At 71.6% G+C, this 13,958-nt stretch carries 15 protein-coding genes; 4 read left to right on the forward strand and 11 right to left on the reverse strand.

Annotated features, from left to right (window positions below):
- Positions 1 to 245: 245 nt before the first annotated feature.
- The 8 genes from def to ACZ7EG_RS06055 form a co-directional block, all read right to left on the reverse strand.
- Positions 246 to 896: a peptide deformylase gene (gene def, locus ACZ7EG_RS06020; RefSeq protein WP_471072958.1), complete on the reverse strand. Its 651-nt coding sequence runs from the start codon at positions 894 to 896 to the stop codon at positions 246 to 248.
- 137 nt (positions 897 to 1,033) lie between these two features.
- Positions 1,034 to 2,014 (reverse strand): tetratricopeptide repeat protein, encoded by a 981-nt coding sequence (locus ACZ7EG_RS06025; protein ID WP_053672437.1) that lies wholly within the window; start codon positions 2,012 to 2,014, stop codon positions 1,034 to 1,036.
- 117 nt (positions 2,015 to 2,131) lie between these two features.
- Complete coding sequence (locus tag ACZ7EG_RS06030) at positions 2,132 to 3,379, reverse strand: HD domain-containing protein (protein ID WP_471072961.1); 1,248 nt, start codon at positions 3,377 to 3,379, stop codon at positions 2,132 to 2,134.
- Positions 3,376 to 4,713, reverse strand: a complete 1,338-nt coding sequence (locus ACZ7EG_RS06035) for an HD-GYP domain-containing protein (protein WP_471072964.1) — start codon at positions 4,711 to 4,713, stop codon at positions 3,376 to 3,378. Before ACZ7EG_RS06035 ends, ACZ7EG_RS06030 begins: the two co-directional genes overlap by 4 nt.
- A gap of 153 nt (positions 4,714 to 4,866) precedes the next feature.
- Positions 4,867 to 5,178: a mycothiol system anti-sigma-R factor gene (gene rsrA, locus ACZ7EG_RS06040; RefSeq protein ID WP_234849268.1), complete on the reverse strand. Its 312-nt coding sequence runs from the start codon at positions 5,176 to 5,178 to the stop codon at positions 4,867 to 4,869.
- On the reverse strand, positions 5,175 to 5,861 hold the full coding sequence (gene sigR / locus ACZ7EG_RS06045) for an RNA polymerase sigma factor SigR (RefSeq protein ID WP_142166727.1): 687 nt from the start codon (positions 5,859 to 5,861) through the stop codon (positions 5,175 to 5,177). Before sigR ends, rsrA begins: the two co-directional genes overlap by 4 nt.
- 256 nt (positions 5,862 to 6,117) lie before the next feature.
- A complete protein-coding gene (locus ACZ7EG_RS06050) occupies positions 6,118 to 6,747 on the reverse strand; it encodes an alpha/beta hydrolase family protein (RefSeq protein ID WP_471072969.1) in 630 nt (209 codons plus the stop codon).
- An 81-nt stretch (positions 6,748 to 6,828) separates the two neighbouring features.
- Positions 6,829 to 7,644: an SOS response-associated peptidase gene (locus ACZ7EG_RS06055; RefSeq protein WP_471072972.1), complete on the reverse strand. Its 816-nt coding sequence runs from the start codon at positions 7,642 to 7,644 to the stop codon at positions 6,829 to 6,831.
- Between the two features lie 50 nt (positions 7,645 to 7,694).
- Between ACZ7EG_RS06055 and ACZ7EG_RS06060 the strand changes: the two genes are divergently transcribed.
- From ACZ7EG_RS06060 to ACZ7EG_RS06075, 4 genes are all read left to right on the forward strand, one after another.
- Positions 7,695 to 8,417 carry a M50 family metallopeptidase gene (locus ACZ7EG_RS06060; protein ID WP_471072975.1) on the forward strand — a complete coding sequence of 241 codons (723 nt, stop codon included), beginning with the start codon at positions 7,695 to 7,697 and terminating at the stop codon, positions 8,415 to 8,417.
- 109 nt (positions 8,418 to 8,526) lie between these two features.
- Positions 8,527 to 9,843, forward strand: a complete 1,317-nt coding sequence (gene aroA, locus ACZ7EG_RS06065; RefSeq protein ID WP_471072978.1) for a 3-phosphoshikimate 1-carboxyvinyltransferase — start codon at positions 8,527 to 8,529, stop codon at positions 9,841 to 9,843.
- 17 nt (positions 9,844 to 9,860) lie between these two features.
- The gene (rsgA, locus tag ACZ7EG_RS06070; RefSeq protein WP_471072981.1) at positions 9,861 to 10,871 is read left to right on the forward strand and encodes a ribosome small subunit-dependent GTPase A; all 1,011 of its coding nucleotides are present in this window, start codon (positions 9,861 to 9,863) and stop codon (positions 10,869 to 10,871) included.
- A 138-nt stretch (positions 10,872 to 11,009) separates the two neighbouring features.
- A complete protein-coding gene (locus ACZ7EG_RS06075) occupies positions 11,010 to 11,333 on the forward strand; it encodes a DMT family transporter (protein WP_471072984.1) in 324 nt (107 codons plus the stop codon).
- Positions 11,334 to 11,340: 7 nt separating this feature from the next.
- Here the strand turns inward: ACZ7EG_RS06075 and ACZ7EG_RS06080 are convergent, their stop codons facing one another.
- The 3 genes from ACZ7EG_RS06080 to ACZ7EG_RS06090 all read right to left on the reverse strand — a co-directional run bounded on the left by ACZ7EG_RS06080 (position 11,341) and on the right by ACZ7EG_RS06090 (position 13,933).
- Positions 11,341 to 11,946: a TetR/AcrR family transcriptional regulator gene (locus ACZ7EG_RS06080; RefSeq protein ID WP_471072986.1), complete on the reverse strand. Its 606-nt coding sequence runs from the start codon at positions 11,944 to 11,946 to the stop codon at positions 11,341 to 11,343.
- A 236-nt stretch (positions 11,947 to 12,182) separates the two neighbouring features.
- Positions 12,183 to 12,974, reverse strand: a complete 792-nt coding sequence (locus ACZ7EG_RS06085) for an ABC transporter permease (RefSeq protein WP_471072989.1) — start codon at positions 12,972 to 12,974, stop codon at positions 12,183 to 12,185.
- The gene (locus ACZ7EG_RS06090) at positions 12,971 to 13,933 is read right to left on the reverse strand and encodes an ATP-binding cassette domain-containing protein (RefSeq protein WP_471072992.1); all 963 of its coding nucleotides are present in this window, start codon (positions 13,931 to 13,933) and stop codon (positions 12,971 to 12,973) included. Before ACZ7EG_RS06090 ends, ACZ7EG_RS06085 begins: the two co-directional genes overlap by 4 nt.
- Between the last annotated feature and the right edge of the window lie 25 nt (positions 13,934 to 13,958).

Raw genomic sequence — 13,958 nt, forward strand, 5'->3', positions numbered from 1 at the left:
GCCGGGCGTGCGCCGTTGCATACCCCGCTCATCCCATTCAGCACTACAACTGACCGTTCTGGGAACGTATTTGCTTCATTCACCACCCCACGGCGCCGGGAATCTCCCGTTGTGTGACTTCCCGCGGATCACCGGGAGAGCAACAGCGGTCGAACGTGCGACGGACAGGCGAGCGGCACAGAGGAACGGCGCCTGTTCCGGGTGGGAAACCCGAACAGACGCCGTGCGGCGGTGAGGCCGAGGTCTCAGTCGTTGGCCACCACGGGGTAGCGGGGCTCGTTCTCGGCCATCTGCCGCAGGGCGTCCTTGCGCTCGCGCTTGGAGAGCCGGTCGATGTACAGGTAGCCGTACAGGTGATCCGTCTCGTGCTGCAAACACCGAGCGAAGTACCCGGTGCCGCGTACCCGGATCGGGTTGCCCTTCTCGTCCTGCCCGGTCACCTCGGCGTAGTCGGGACGCGGGAGCGGGGCGTACGCCGTGGGCACCGACAGACAGCCCTCGTTGCTGTCGTCCAGGCGGCGCTTCTCGGCGGGCAGTTCGACGAGCTCGGGGTTGCAGACGACGCCGGTGTGCCGGACGCCCTCGTCGTCCGGGCAGTCGTAGACGAAGACCTTCGCGTCGACACCGATCTGGTTGGCGGCGAGGCCCACGCCCTCTGCGGTGCGCTGGCTGGCGAACATGTCCGCGACGAGTTGCTGGAACTCCTCGCCGAAGTCGGTGACGTCCTTGCACTCCTTGTGCAGCACCGGGTTCCCCACCACAGTGATCGGCCGCGAGGTCCCCCGCTCCCGCCAGGCCGCCTCGCGCTCCTCGCAGTCCTCCGTGTCGATCACGTACCCCTCGTCATCGACGGGGAGCACGCCCGCACGCTGCTGATCGGTGTCCTGCTGAGCCATGACGTTACGTACGCCTTCCTAAACTGACCGGCCTGAGATGCGGATACAGACTACGCCGGTGGCCCACGCCCTTCTTTGTCTTGGGGGCCCGGGGAACTGCGCGAACAACCGAGGCGGTGCCGCGCCCGACAACGGTGCTAGCAGACCTCTTCCAGATCCCGCCAGTCCCGGGAATCCGGGCTGTCCGCCACCCACCCGTCCAAAAGCCCCCTGACCAGCGAAGCCGGCGCAGCCAACCCGCACTCCCGCTCCGGCACCCACAGCTGCCCGTCCGTCCGGTGCCCCAGCGGCCCGGGATGCCCCGGCTCACTGTGATCGTGCGGGTCGAGATGCTCCCCGTCGCCCTCGTCCGACGGCATACGGGACTCGGAACACATCCGGCACAGCAACCGCACGGAAGAAGACCAGTCCTCCGCGGCGAACCCGGCGTCCGCCGCGAGCTGCTCCAGCGCGTCCCGGTCCGACTCGGTCGCCGCCTCCAGCAGCACCACCCAGGTCGGCACCGGCGAGGGCGCCCACAGCTCGATCTCGTCGAACACCGGGTACGTGTGCCCGGCAGCGGTCGTCCGCTCCCCGTGCGGCACACCGTCGTGCAGGACGACCTCGCCCCAGCGCCGTCCCGAGGACGGCAGCGGAATGGACAGCACCTCGATCCGCGCGGGATCCAGGCGCCGCCCCCACACGACCTCGGCCTCCCCCTCCGGGGACAGCCGTACGGCCGCGCTGCCGAGGTCCATGCCGAGGGGCTCACCGGAGTCGTTGGCCGCCCCCGGCACCCGCAGCCCGTAGGCCTGCCAGGCACGCCGGGCCAGCGGCCAGTCCTGCAGCGCGGTCGCTGCGATGCCGACGTTCCACCAGTCGGGCGCGCCGGTGTCCCGGTCGAGCAGTGCCACGGCCCGCAGTCCGGCCGCCCGCGCCTGCTCCCAGTCGTGCCGGAACTTGTGCAGCAGCGCGAGATTGAACCAGGACTCGGAAAGCCAGGGCTCCAGATCGGCGGCACGTGTCAACAGTGCGCCTGCGTCCTCGTACCGGCCGTCGCCGATGAGGGTGAACGCCCGGTCCGTGGCCTGCCGCCAGGAGGCGGAGGGCCGGTGCCGTCCCTTGCCGAAGATCCTCACGATTCCCGCCTGCCAGTTCCGTGCTGTGGGCTGGCCGTAGCTGTGTTTCGAGCCCCCGGACACCTTCTCCTTCGCATCCAACCACGTACGGCCTCAAGGGCGCTCATTACCCATGGGTTACCCAGCCACGGGCAGGGTCAGACTGCTCCTTGCCAATACCCGGGCCAGTGATTCCACCACCTCCGGGGCGTACGTCCCGGCGGTGGCGAGCCGGAGTTCCTCCAGCGCCTTCAGCGGCCCGCCCGGCCCTCCTTCCCGGGACTTCTCCTCGTAAGCGTTCACAGTCCGGACGATTCGCGCGGCGAGCGGCTGCTCGGCGTAGGGGTCGGCCTGCCGCTCCACGACCACGGCCACCGCCTCGTCGACGCCCGTCTGCCGTACGACGGCCCCGCCGAGCAGGGCGATCCGCCGTTGTTCCGCGGCGGGCAGCGCGGCGGTGGCGCCCGCCGGCACCGGGTCGACGAGGCTCAGCTGGCCGATGTCGTGCATGAGCGCGGCGTACTCCAGCACGGCCAGCTCCGGCTCGGTCAGCCCCAGGTCCCGCCCCACCGCCCGGCTGACGGCCGCGACCCGCCGGGCGTGGCCGCAGGGGGTGTACCCGGCGACCTCGGTGGCCCGGGCGAGGGAGGCGATGGTCTGCCGGTAGGTCGCCCGGACGGCGGCGTAGCGGCGGAACGACATCTGGGCGAGCAGCAGCGGCACCGAGAAGACGGGCAGCGCCCACAGCCCCACGACGGCGACCGCCAGAGCCATCACCGCCCCGGTGGCGATGACGGCGGACCCGATGCCGCACACGGCCCGCAGCTCGTCCCGCAGCACCGGCCCGAACGGCCAGCCGGTGCGGGTGTGGGCCAGAGCGGCGGCGAGTACCGCGTCGCACAGCGCGGTCAGGGAGAGCAGGGCGAGCAGCAGCAGGGCGTAGGCAGGACCGCCCCAGTAGTCGAACATGCCCCGGTTGTACGGGGGCTGGAAGCACACGGCGACGAAGCCGACGGTGAGCACGCGGCGCGCCAGGTGGTCGAGGGTGGGCCCCTGTCCGCGTGCGACGTGCGGGACGCTGCCGAGCAGCGATGCGGCGAGCACCACGGCGACGACCTGGGTGGGCCCGTGGTGGGTGGCCCGTCCGCCGGCCTCGCCGAGCAGGGCGTAGGACAGGGCCGCGGCGGCTCCGAGCGGTGCCGGCTCCCGGACCCGCGCGCCGTTGCGCCGGGTGAGCTCGCCGACGGTGACGAGGACGCCGAAGGCGAGGGCGACCCGGCGTTCCTCGATGCCGTCGTAGAGGGTGACGGCGAGGGAGCCGGCGGCGAAGAGGGCGGCACAGGCGTGGACGAGGGTGAGGAGCGGGGGCGGCCGGTACGCGCTCATCGGTGTGCTCCCGGGCGGCTGGACAGGGGTGCGCCGGGCGGGGGCACACGTGGTGGGCGGGTCTCCTCGTCGTCGGCGGTCACCGCGGGGTGCCACCCCGTCCGCCCGACGGCTTCGACGAGGGCGGCGACCATCACCGGGTCGAAGTGGCTGCCCGCGCACCGCTCCAGCTCGGCCAGGGCCACGGCGACGGGCCGGGCCCTGCTGTAGCTGCGGGTGGAGGTCATGGCGTCGAAGGCGTCCGCGACCGCCACGACCCGTGCGGACTCGGGGATCTGACGGCCCACCAGGCCGTAGGGGTAGCCGCTGCCGTCCAGCCGCTCGTGGTGGTGCAGCACGGCGGCGCGGGCCTCGCCGAGGAAGCCGATGCCGCGCACCATCTCGTGCCCGTACTCGGGGTGCAGCTCGATCACCCGCCGCTCCTCGGGCGTCAGCGGCCCGTCCTTCCTGAGCAGCCGGGTGGGCACGCCCAGCTTGCCGACGTCGTGCAGGATCCCGGCGAAGCGGAGCACCTCGACGCGCTCGTCGGCCATGCCCAGCTCCCGCGCGATCATCATGGAGGCCTGCCCGACCCGCTCGCTGTGCCCGCGGGTGTACCCGTCCTTGATGTCGACGGCCTGCACGAGTGCCCGGATGGTCGCCTGATGGGCGGCGCGTTCCCGGTGGTACTGCGCGAACGCCCACCACGAGACGCACATGGGCAGCAGCACGAGCAGCGCGGCCACGGGCCCGTAGGGGCTGCGCCACAGGACGGCCATCATCAGTCCGGCGAGGCCGTGCACGGCGATCGGAGCGAGCGAGCGTGCCACCAACCCCCGCCAGGCCCGCCGCACCGGCACCCGTTCCGCCACCGCCAGGATCCCGCCGTCGAGCAGCGCGAGCACCAGGCAGAACGCCAGCACGGCCGCCCCGGCCGGCCCGAGGGCGTACGGGACGTCGCCCGCGGCGACCGCGTCCGGCCCGCCGAGCAGCCGGTGCGTCCTGGCCGCGGCCCACACCCCGAGGACGAGCTGGGCGGCCCGCCAGACGCGTCGCAGCGCCACGGGCCGCTGACCGACCTGCGAGAGCAGCGCGCCGGGCACGGCCACCAGCGCAGCGGCGGGCGCCGGCAACAGGAAGGCACCGGCGAGCAGTACGGGGTAGAAGGTCCCGGCCGGATGGGAGATCCCCACGAACCGGGACCGGGCGACGCGCTCGCATCCGGCGTACAGCACGGCGAGCAGGACCACTGCCCACCAGGCGGTGTGAGTGCCCGGCTGCGGCAGCAGGCAGAGCAAGGCGGTCATGACGACACAGGCGATGTAGACCCGTGCCCGTGCCGGTACCGCTTCCATGAGCCCCTCCCCCCGGCCAGGTCCGTCCGGGCCGGAGCCTAGGACGGCGGCAGGGGGTCCACGAGCCGATAACCCGCGGTTTAGCACGTTCGAGTGACGTGTTCGAGGGTGACTACCCGTGCAGAGGTGGGGTAGTTGAAAAGCGCAGGAGTGTCAGGACTCCCGCGGCGTGGCGGGGGAGGCCGTGACGTCCTGCTCGGGGACGGCCTGGCCGGAGCGGATCAGCTCGATCCGCCCCATGACCTTGTCCCGCAGGTCGCCCGGCACGTCGTCGTGCCCGCAGCAGCGCTTGACGAGCTTCTTCACGGCCTGCTCGAGCCCGTACTTCTCGAGGCAGGGCGAGCACTCCTCGAAGTGGTGCTCGAACTTCACGCAGTCCGAGTCCGGCATCTCACGGTCGAGGAACTCGTAGAGATGATCGAGGATTTCGCTGCAATCCGTCTCGTGCGGCTCTCCGCAGCTCATGACCCCGAGCCTTTCGCTTCGTTCGACTCTCCGGCACCGGCCGGGACCATCCCGCGGTCACGGGCGTAGTCCTCCAGCATGCCGCGCAGCTGACGGCGGCCCCGGTGCAGCCGGGACATCACCGTTCCGATGGGTGTCCCCATGATGTCGGCGATCTCCTTGTAGGCAAACCCCTCGACGTCCGCGAGATAGACGGCGATGCGGAACTCCTCGGGGATCGCCTGGAGCGCCTGCTTCACGTCCGAGTCGGGCAGGTGGTCGAGCGCCTGCGACTCCGCGGAGCGCAAGCCCGTCGACATGTGCGACTCGGCGCGGGCGAGCTGCCAGTCCTCGATCTCCTCGGCCGCGGAGCGCTGAGGTTCGCGCTGCTTCTTGCGGTACGAGTTGATGAAGGTGTTGGTGAGGATCCGGTACAGCCACGCCTTGAGGTTGGTGCCCTCGCGGAACTGGTGGAAGGACGCGTACGCCTTGGCGTACGTCTCCTGCACCAGGTCCTCGGCGTCGGCCGGGTTGCGCGTCATGCGCAGCGCGGCCGAGTACATCTGGTCGAGGAACTCGAGCGCGTCCCGCTCGAAGCGCGCACTGCGCTCCGCGGCCGTCTCCGCGCCCGTGCCGCCCTGGCCCTCGGGCTGCTCCGCCTGGCCGTTTTCGGTCCCTGCGTCGGTCCCAGTGACCGGACCCACCTCCTCGAGTGTTCTCGTGAGACCGAGACCGGTCTCACCCGAATCGGAGGATAGACGACGATCCGGTCCGCCCGCCGCCCGAACAGGGGCGGTCCTGGCCGCGTGCAGCACCGTCCAGTCCAGGTCGGCGCGGCTGCTACGGCTCGGGCAGATGGTCGAACCCATGCGGCGGACTCCCTCTCCTACGACGTCGGTGCTGGTCTCCAGCACGTACGTCCCGCACAACAGCGACCACCGCCCCGGCATTCCCGAAGCTTTACCCGAGTGACCCGGCCCACCTCACGACCGCGTCCGTGATGACCGCCACGGCCTCCTCCTGCGAGACATCCGCACGCTTCGGCACAGCGAAGCCGTGATCCCCGTACGGGACCTCCACGAGCTCGTACTCCCCGTCGGGGAACTCCTCCGGCTTGCCGAACGGGTCGTTCCCGCCCTGCACGACCAGGGTGGGCACACCGGAGCCCAGCAGCTCCTCGGCCCGGGACTTCTCCGGCTTGCCCGGCGGGTGGAGCGGGAAGCTGAGCGCGAGCACGGCGTGGGCGCCCAGCTCGGCGGAGGTACGGCAGGCCACCCGGGCCCCGGCACTGCGCCCGCCGGAGACGACCGGCAGTCCGGACTTCGCCAGCGCGGGCCAGATGCCCCGCCAGCCGGTGTCCAGCGTCTTCGGCGCGGGCGCCAGCTTCTTCCCCGCCACCCGCCAGGGCTGCTCCACGCGGGCCACGGTCACGCCGTGGGCGGGCAGGACCTCGGCCAGGGCCGTCAGATCACGGGCCTCGATGCCCCCGCCCGCGCCATGGCTGACGGCGAGGACCAACCGGGCCTTCTTCGCCTGGTGCCAGGTGATGCGGGCGGTTCCCGCGTCGGTCTCGACGGTCTCGGTGGTCACGCCGGCCACCTCGTCACGTTGGTCACGTTCATCACGTCGGCCACATCGGTCACGTCGGTCACATCGGTCACATCGGTCACGTCAGAAGAGTGTGCCCTCTTCGGGCCCTTCCAGCTCCTTCAGCAGCTCCGGGCCGTTGTTGCGGACGTTGCTGACGGCGGTGGCGACCGGGTAGGCGCGCATCAGCCCGGCGGGCGGCGGGGCGAGCAGCTCGCGCAGGTCGTCGGCGTCCGTGCGGGAGGGGTCCAGCCAGGCGTCCCAGCGGTCGGGCGTCAGCATCAGCGGCATCCGGGGGTGGATCTCGGCCAGCGCCCGGGGCCCGTCGGCCGGGGACACCGCGAGCGGGCTCTGCTCGGCCTCCGTGGTGATGACCGAGCACGTCACCCACCAGGCCTGCGGGTGGTCGTCCGGCAGCGTCTTGTCACGCCAGAACTCGTACAGCCCGGCCATCGCGAAGACCGACCCGTCCGCCGGTGTCACGAAGTACGGCTGCTTGCGCGGCCGCTTCTTCTTGCCCTCGACCTCCAGCTCCCGCTCCTGGGTGCCGGTGACCCACTCGTAATAGCCGTCGGCGGGCAGGATGCAGCGCCGGGAGGTGAAGGCACGGCGGTAGGACGGCTTCTCGTGGACGGTCTCCGCGCGGGCGTTGATCATCCGGGCGCCGCCCTCGGGGGTCTTCGACCAGGACGGCACGAGCCCCCACTTCAGCGTGCGCAGCTGCCGAACCGGCCGCGGGTCGTCCGCGTCCTTCAGAGGGCGGTCCAGGACGGCGTAGACCTCTTTGGTGGGCGCCACGTTGTAGTCCGGCTCGAGGGTCTCCTCGGGCTCCCACTTCTCGACCTCAAAGATTCCTGCGAGATCCTCTGGCCTACGACTCGCCGCATACCGTCCGCACATACGTGCCAGACTGCCAGATTCCATCCGCCCCAAGGGAGCCAACGCCACACATGGACGTCACCGCAACCGCCTCGCTCGCCTCCCTCTGGGACGAGGTCTCCGGTACGCAGCCCGACCCCGATCTGTGGGTGGTGATCGCGACCCTGGGTGCCGCGCTCGCCGTGGTGATCCCGCACGGCCTGTGGCGCATCTCCCGCAACGCCATCACCATCGCCCACGAGGGCGGTCACGGACTGGTGGCCCTGCTCACCGGCCGCACCCTCACCGGCATACGCCTGCACTCGGACACCAGCGGCCTGACCGTCAGCCGCGGCAAGCCGCACGGCATCGGCATGATCCTCACCGCGGCCGCCGGCTACACCGCCCCGCCCCTGCTGGGTCTCGGCGGCGCGGCCCTGCTCGGCTCCGGCCGCATCACGCTTCTGCTGTGGCTGGCGACGGCCCTGCTGCTCGCCATGCTCGTGATGATCCGCAACGCCTACGGCGCCCTGACCATGCTCGTCACCGGCGGCCTGTTCGTGCTGGTGTCGTGGCTGGCCGGCCCCCAGGTCCAGGCGGCGTTCGCGTACGCGGTGGTGTGGTTCCTGCTGATCGGCGGGGTCCGCCCGGCCTTCGAACTCCAGGCGAAACGGGCCCGGGGCGGTGCCGGGGACTCGGACGCGGACCAGCTGTCGCGACTGACGCACGTACCGGCAGGACTGTGGTTCTTCCTGTTCCACGCGGTGTCGCTGTGCTCGCTGATCGGCGGGGGCCGCTGGCTGCTGGAGCTGTGACGGCCGACCCGGGGGGCACCGGGCCACCGCGACGTGCGACTGCACCCCGCGGGCGCGACCGGCCCCACGGCGCCGCACTCGGAGGACGGCCTGCTTATAAAGTAAAGGCATGGCCCCGAACACCGCAGACACCGCCCTCTGGCCCGCCCCGCACGCGAGCGGAGCCGTCGACGCGACGGTCCACGTGCCCGGGTCCAAGTCGGTCACCAACCGCGCCCTGGTCCTCGCCTCCCTCGCCTCCGAGCCCGGCTGGCTGCGCCGCCCCCTGCGCTCCCGCGACACCCTGCTGATGGCCGGCGCGTTGCGTGCGATGGGCATCGAGATCGAGGAGGGCGTGGGCCCCGACGGCACGGGTGAGGCCTGGCGGGTGCTCCCCACGGGCCTGCGCGGCCCGGCCACGGTCGACGTCGGCAACGCCGGCACCGTGATGCGGTTCCTGCCGCCGGTGGCCGCGCTCGCCGACGGCCCCGTCCGCTTCGACGGCGATCCCCGTTCCTACGAGCGTCCCCTGACCGGCGTCATCGACGCGCTGCGTCAGCTCGGCGCCCGGATCGACGACGACGGCCGCGGCGCCCTGCCGATGACCGTGCACGGCAGTGGTGCCCTGGACGGCGGCACGGTCACCATCGACGCCTCTTCCTCGTCGCAGTTCGTCAGCGCCCTGCTGCTGTCCGGCCCTCGCTTCAACCAGGGCGTCGAGGTCCGCCACACCGGCGCCACGCTGCCCTCCATGCCGCACATCCGCATGACGGTCGACATGCTGCGCGCGGTCGGCGCACAGGTGGACACGCCCGAGTCGGGCGGCGAGCCGAACGTCTGGCGGGTCTCACCGGGTGCCCTGCTCGGCCGGGACCTGGTCATCGAGCCGGACCTGTCGAACGCCCAGCCGTTCCTGGCGGCGGCGCTGGTGACCGGCGGCAAGGTCGTCGTCCCGGACTGGCCCTCCCGCACCACGCAGCCCGGCGACCGGCTGCGCGAGATCTTCACCGAGATGGGCGGCTCCTGCGAACTGAGCGAGTACGGGCTGGTGTTCACCGGTTCCGGCTCGATCCACGGCATCGACGTCGACCTCGGCGAGGTCGGTGAGCTGACGCCGGGCATCGCGGCGGTCGCGGCCCTCGCCGACTCCCCGTCGACCCTGCGTGGCGTGGCCCATCTGCGGCTGCACGAGACGGACCGGCTGGCCGCCCTGACCAAGGAGATCAACGAACTCGGCGGCGACGTCACGGAGACCGCGGACGGTCTGCACATCCGCCCGCGCAGGCTGCACGGCGGGATCTTCCACACCTACGACGACCACCGCATGGCCACGGCCGGCGCGATCATCGGGCTGGCGGTGGAGGGTGTGCAGATCGAGAACGTGGCGACGACGGCCAAGACCCTGCCCGACTTCCCCGATCTGTGGACCGGGATGCTCGGGGCGTAGGACGCAGGGATCACGTCATGCGCCGCTATGGCAAGCACACCGACGAGGACGACATCCGCACCCGTCCGGGCCGCCGCAACACCCGGCCCCGGACGAACATCCGCCCCAAGCACGAGGACGCCGCCGAGGGTCTCGTCCTCACCGTCGACCGGGGCCGCCTGACCTGCCTCGTCGAGGACCGTGTGGTCATGGCGATGAAGGCCCGCGAGCTGGGCCGCAAGGCGGCGGTGGTCGGCGACCGCGTGGCCCTGGTGGGCGACCTGACCGGCAGGAAGGACACTCTCGCGCGGATCGTGCGCATCGAGGAACGCACCTCGGTCCTGCGGCGCACCGCGGACGACGACGATCCGTTCGAGCGGGTGGTCGTCGCCAACGCCGACCAGCTGGCCGTCGTCACCGCCCTGGCCGATCCGGAGCCCCGCCCCCGGCTGATCGACCGCTGCCTGGTCGCGGCCTACGCCGGCGGCCTGGATCCGCTGCTCGTGCTGACCAAGTCGGACCTCGCCCCGCCCGACAAGCTGCTGGAACTGTACGGCGACCTCGACATCCCGTACGTCGTGACCAGCCGAGCGGAACTGGAGAGCGGGGTCGCCGTCGCCCGGGTGCGCGAGCAGCTCGACGGCAAGATCACCGCGTTCGTCGGCCACTCCGGTGTCGGCAAGACGACGCTGGTGAACGCGCTCGTGCCGCAGGAGCAGCGGCGCTCGACCGGGCATGTGAACGCGGTGACGGGCCGCGGCCGGCACACCACCACCTCGGCGCTGGCGCTGCCGCTGTCCGGCAGCGACGGCTGGGTCGTGGACACCCCGGGTGTGCGGTCCTTCGGCCTCAACCACGTGGACCCGTCCCGGGTCATCCACGCCTTCCCCGACCTGGAGCCGGGCACCGAAGGCTGCCCGCGCGCGTGCAGCCACGACGAGCCGGACTGCGCGCTGGACGCGTGGGTGGCCGAGGGCCACGCGGATCCGGCGCGGCTGTACTCGCTGCGGCGGCTGCTGGCCACGCGTGAGCGCACGGAAGGCGACTGACCTCCGCGTTGTTTGTGATGGCGTGCGGGCGGCAAGTGCATAATCGCACCCAAGCCGGATGCAAGCCTGGCCAAGGCCTGACGAGCGCGCTGAGATGGATGAAGCGGTCACTGAACGTGGGATACGGGAGGACGACTCATGGCGTGGCTGCTGGTCATCGTGGCCGGGTTGCTCGAGACCGGATTCGCGGTGTGTCTGAAGCTGTCGCACGGCTTCACCAGGCTTTGGCCGACCATCGCGTTCTGCGTTTTCGCCCTCGGCAGCTTCGGACTGCTGACCCTCGCGCTGAGAAGACTCGACGTGGGTCCGGCGTACGCGGTGTGGACCGGCATCGGGGCGGCGGGGACGGCGATCTACGGCATGGTGTTCCTGGGTGACCTGGTGTCGGTACTGAAGATCGTGTCGATCAGTCTCGTCATCGCCGGTGTGATCGGGCTGCAGTTGTCGGGGTCCGCGCACTGACGCCTTGTCAGCCGACCTGCCGGGGAAGGGCGCTGCGGACCAGGCCGGCGACGCCTCCCTCGCCGGGTGGTGCGGCCACACAGGACAGGGCGAGCCGGACGGCGAGTTCGCAGGAGCGGGCCAGCTCGGCGGTGTCGGACTTGGGCGTGGCGGGGCCGGCCAGGACGGTGACGGCCCGGTCGCGGACGAGCGTGACGAAGTCGCCGGGTGAGGGCAGCGGTCCGTCGGCGCGGCGTTGGGCCGGTACGACGGAGCTGGACGGTGCCGCCGCCAGGGCCGGGGCGGGCAGCCGCTCGCTCCAGCAACCGGTGAGCATGGCGCGGACGAGGACGTTGTCACGGGCCGCCGAGGCGGTCCACTCGGCGGTGGCGGTGAGCCGGTCGCACGGGTCGCTGTGCCCGGCGAGGGCACGGTCGACCCCCGCGAGGTATCCGTCGGCCTCTCTCCTGACGAGCGCCCGGGCGAGACCGTCCTTGCTGCCGAACTCGTTGTAGAGCGTCTGCCGGGACACTCCGGCCGCCGCGGCCACGTCCACCATCCGAACGGTGGACCACGGCCGGCGCACCAGCGCCGTGTAAGCGGCGTCCAGTAGGGATTCCCGCGCTGCAGGCATCTTCGCCTCCCCTTGGGGCGAGCGGCTCTGCGCCCAGATTTGACGCGCGTGGAACCACTGTCAAGGGTTCGCGGGCGCGCACGGGGGCGCGTTTCGGCCTTGTAGCGCGGGGCCTTGACCTGTGTTCCGGGTCCTCGCCGCGTGCATACGGACGGACGGCGCACCCCGACCGGATGTCGGTGTGCGCCGCCCTGGGGTGGGACGTTCGCGGGAGCCGGCCCGCGAGGTCACCGCGGTCACCTCGGGTCGTCGTCGAACTTCGAGGTCGACCAGAAGTAGCCGAGCACAGCGAGGCCCAGGCACCAGGCGAGGGCGAGCCATCCGTTGTGGCCGATCCCGGTGCCGAGGAGCAGGCCGCGCAGGGTCTCGATGGCCGGGGTGAACGGCTGGTACTCGGCGATCGGCTGGAACCAGCCCGGCATCGCGTCGAGCGGGACGAAGGTGCTGGACAGCAGCGGCAGCAGGATCAGGGGCATCGCGTTGTTGCTCGCCGCCTCGGCGTTCGGGCTGACCAGGCCCATGCCGACGGCGATCCAGGTGAGCGCCGTGGCGAAGAGCACGAGCAGGCCGAAGGCCGCCAGCCACTCCAGGACGGTGGCGTCGGTGGAGCGGAAACCGATGGCCACACCGACGGCCCCGACCAGGACCACGCTGACGACCGCCTGCAGCACGCTGCCGAGGACGTGCCCGATGAGCACCGACCCGCGATGGATCGCCATGGTGCGGAAGCGGGCGATGATGCCCTCGGTCATGTCGTTGGAGACGGAGACCGCGGTGCCGATCGTGGTGCTGCCGATGGTCATCAGCAGCAGGCCGGGGACGACGAAGGCGATGTACGCGGAACGGTCCGGACCGCCGCCGCCGATGCCGGCGCTCATGGTGTCGCCGAAGATGTACACGAAGAGCAGCAACAGCATGATCGGGGTGAGCAGGAGGTTCAGGGTGAGGGAGGGGTAGCGCCGGGCGTGGAGCAGGTTGCGGCGCAGCATGGTGGAGGAGTCGCGCAGAGCGAGGCCGAGGGAACTCATCGGGCGTTCTCCTTGGGCTGGTCGGGGATGCCGGCGGCGGTGCCGCCGGTCAGGGCGAAGAAGACGTCGTCGAGGTCGGGGGTGTGGACGGTGAGTTCGTCCGCTTCGATGCCGGCTGCGTCGAGCCGGTCGAGGATGGCGCGCAGGTGGCGCTGGCTGCCGTCGCTGGGGAGCCGCAGGGCGAGGGAGTCGTCGTCGCGGGTGGTGTCGGCGAGAGTGGCGGCGGCGTTGCGGTAGGCGGCCGGTTCGGTGAAGCGGAGCCGGATGTGTCCGCCGGGGATGAGGCGCTTGAGCTGGTCGGGGGTGCCTTCGGCGGCGAGGGTGCCGTTGTGGAGGACGGCGATGCGGTCGGCGAGCTGGTCGGCTTCCTCCAGGTACTGGGTGGTGAGGAAGACGGTGACGCCGCCGGTGACGAGCCGGCGGATGATCTGCCACAGGTTGTGGCGGGCGCGGGGGTCGAGGCCGGTGGTGGGTTCGTCGAGGAAGATGATCCTCGGGTCGCCGACCAGGGTCATGGCGATGTCGAGGCGGCGTTTCATGCCGCCGGAGTAAGTGGAGGCGGGCTTTCCGGCGGCGTCGGTGAGGTCGAAGCGTTCCAGCAGTTCGGCGGCGACGCGGCGTCCCTCGCGTTTGGGCAGGTGGTGCAGGTCGGCCATGAGGAGCATGTTCTCCTCGCCGGTGATCAGGCCGTCGACCGCCGAGAACTGGCCGGTGACTCCGATCGCGGCGCGTACGGCCTGCGGGGCGGTGGCGAGGTCGTGGCCGGCGACCCGGGCCCGCCCGCCGTCGGCGGTGATGAGGGTGGAGAGGATCCTGACGGCGGTGGTCTTGCCGGCGCCGTTCGGCCCGAGCAGGGAGAAGACCGTTCCTTCCGGGACGGCCAGGTCGACGCCGTCCAGGACGGTCCTGTCGCCGTAGGACTTCCGCAGCCCGTTCGCCGCGATGGCCAGGTCGGTCATGAGGAGTGCTCCTTCGGACAAGCTG

This window comes from Streptomyces sp. NPDC037100 (assembly GCF_055606225.1).

Coding starts and splice junctions, on each gene's coding strand:
- def (WP_471072958.1), bottom strand. CDS start 896: ATGGCTCAGCAGGACACCGATCAGCAGCGTGCGGGCGTGCTCCCCGTC.
- ACZ7EG_RS06030 (WP_471072961.1), bottom strand. CDS start 3,379: ATGAGCGCGTACCGGCCGCCCCCGCTCCTCACCCTCGTCCACGCCTGT.
- ACZ7EG_RS06035 (WP_471072964.1), bottom strand. CDS start 4,713: ATGGAAGCGGTACCGGCACGGGCACGGGTCTACATCGCCTGTGTCGTC.
- rsrA (WP_234849268.1), bottom strand. CDS start 5,178: ATGAGCTGCGGAGAGCCGCACGAGACGGATTGCAGCGAAATCCTCGAT.
- ACZ7EG_RS06055 (WP_471072972.1), bottom strand. CDS start 7,644: ATGTGCGGACGGTATGCGGCGAGTCGTAGGCCAGAGGATCTCGCAGGA.
- ACZ7EG_RS06060 (WP_471072975.1), top strand. CDS start 7,695: ATGGACGTCACCGCAACCGCCTCGCTCGCCTCCCTCTGGGACGAGGTC.
- aroA (WP_471072978.1), top strand. CDS start 8,527: ATGGCCCCGAACACCGCAGACACCGCCCTCTGGCCCGCCCCGCACGCG.
- rsgA (WP_471072981.1), top strand. CDS start 9,861: ATGCGCCGCTATGGCAAGCACACCGACGAGGACGACATCCGCACCCGT.
- ACZ7EG_RS06075 (WP_471072984.1), top strand. CDS start 11,010: ATGGCGTGGCTGCTGGTCATCGTGGCCGGGTTGCTCGAGACCGGATTC.
- ACZ7EG_RS06080 (WP_471072986.1), bottom strand. CDS start 11,946: ATGCCTGCAGCGCGGGAATCCCTACTGGACGCCGCTTACACGGCGCTG.
- ACZ7EG_RS06085 (WP_471072989.1), bottom strand. CDS start 12,974: ATGAGTTCCCTCGGCCTCGCTCTGCGCGACTCCTCCACCATGCTGCGC.
- ACZ7EG_RS06090 (WP_471072992.1), bottom strand. CDS start 13,933: ATGACCGACCTGGCCATCGCGGCGAACGGGCTGCGGAAGTCCTACGGC.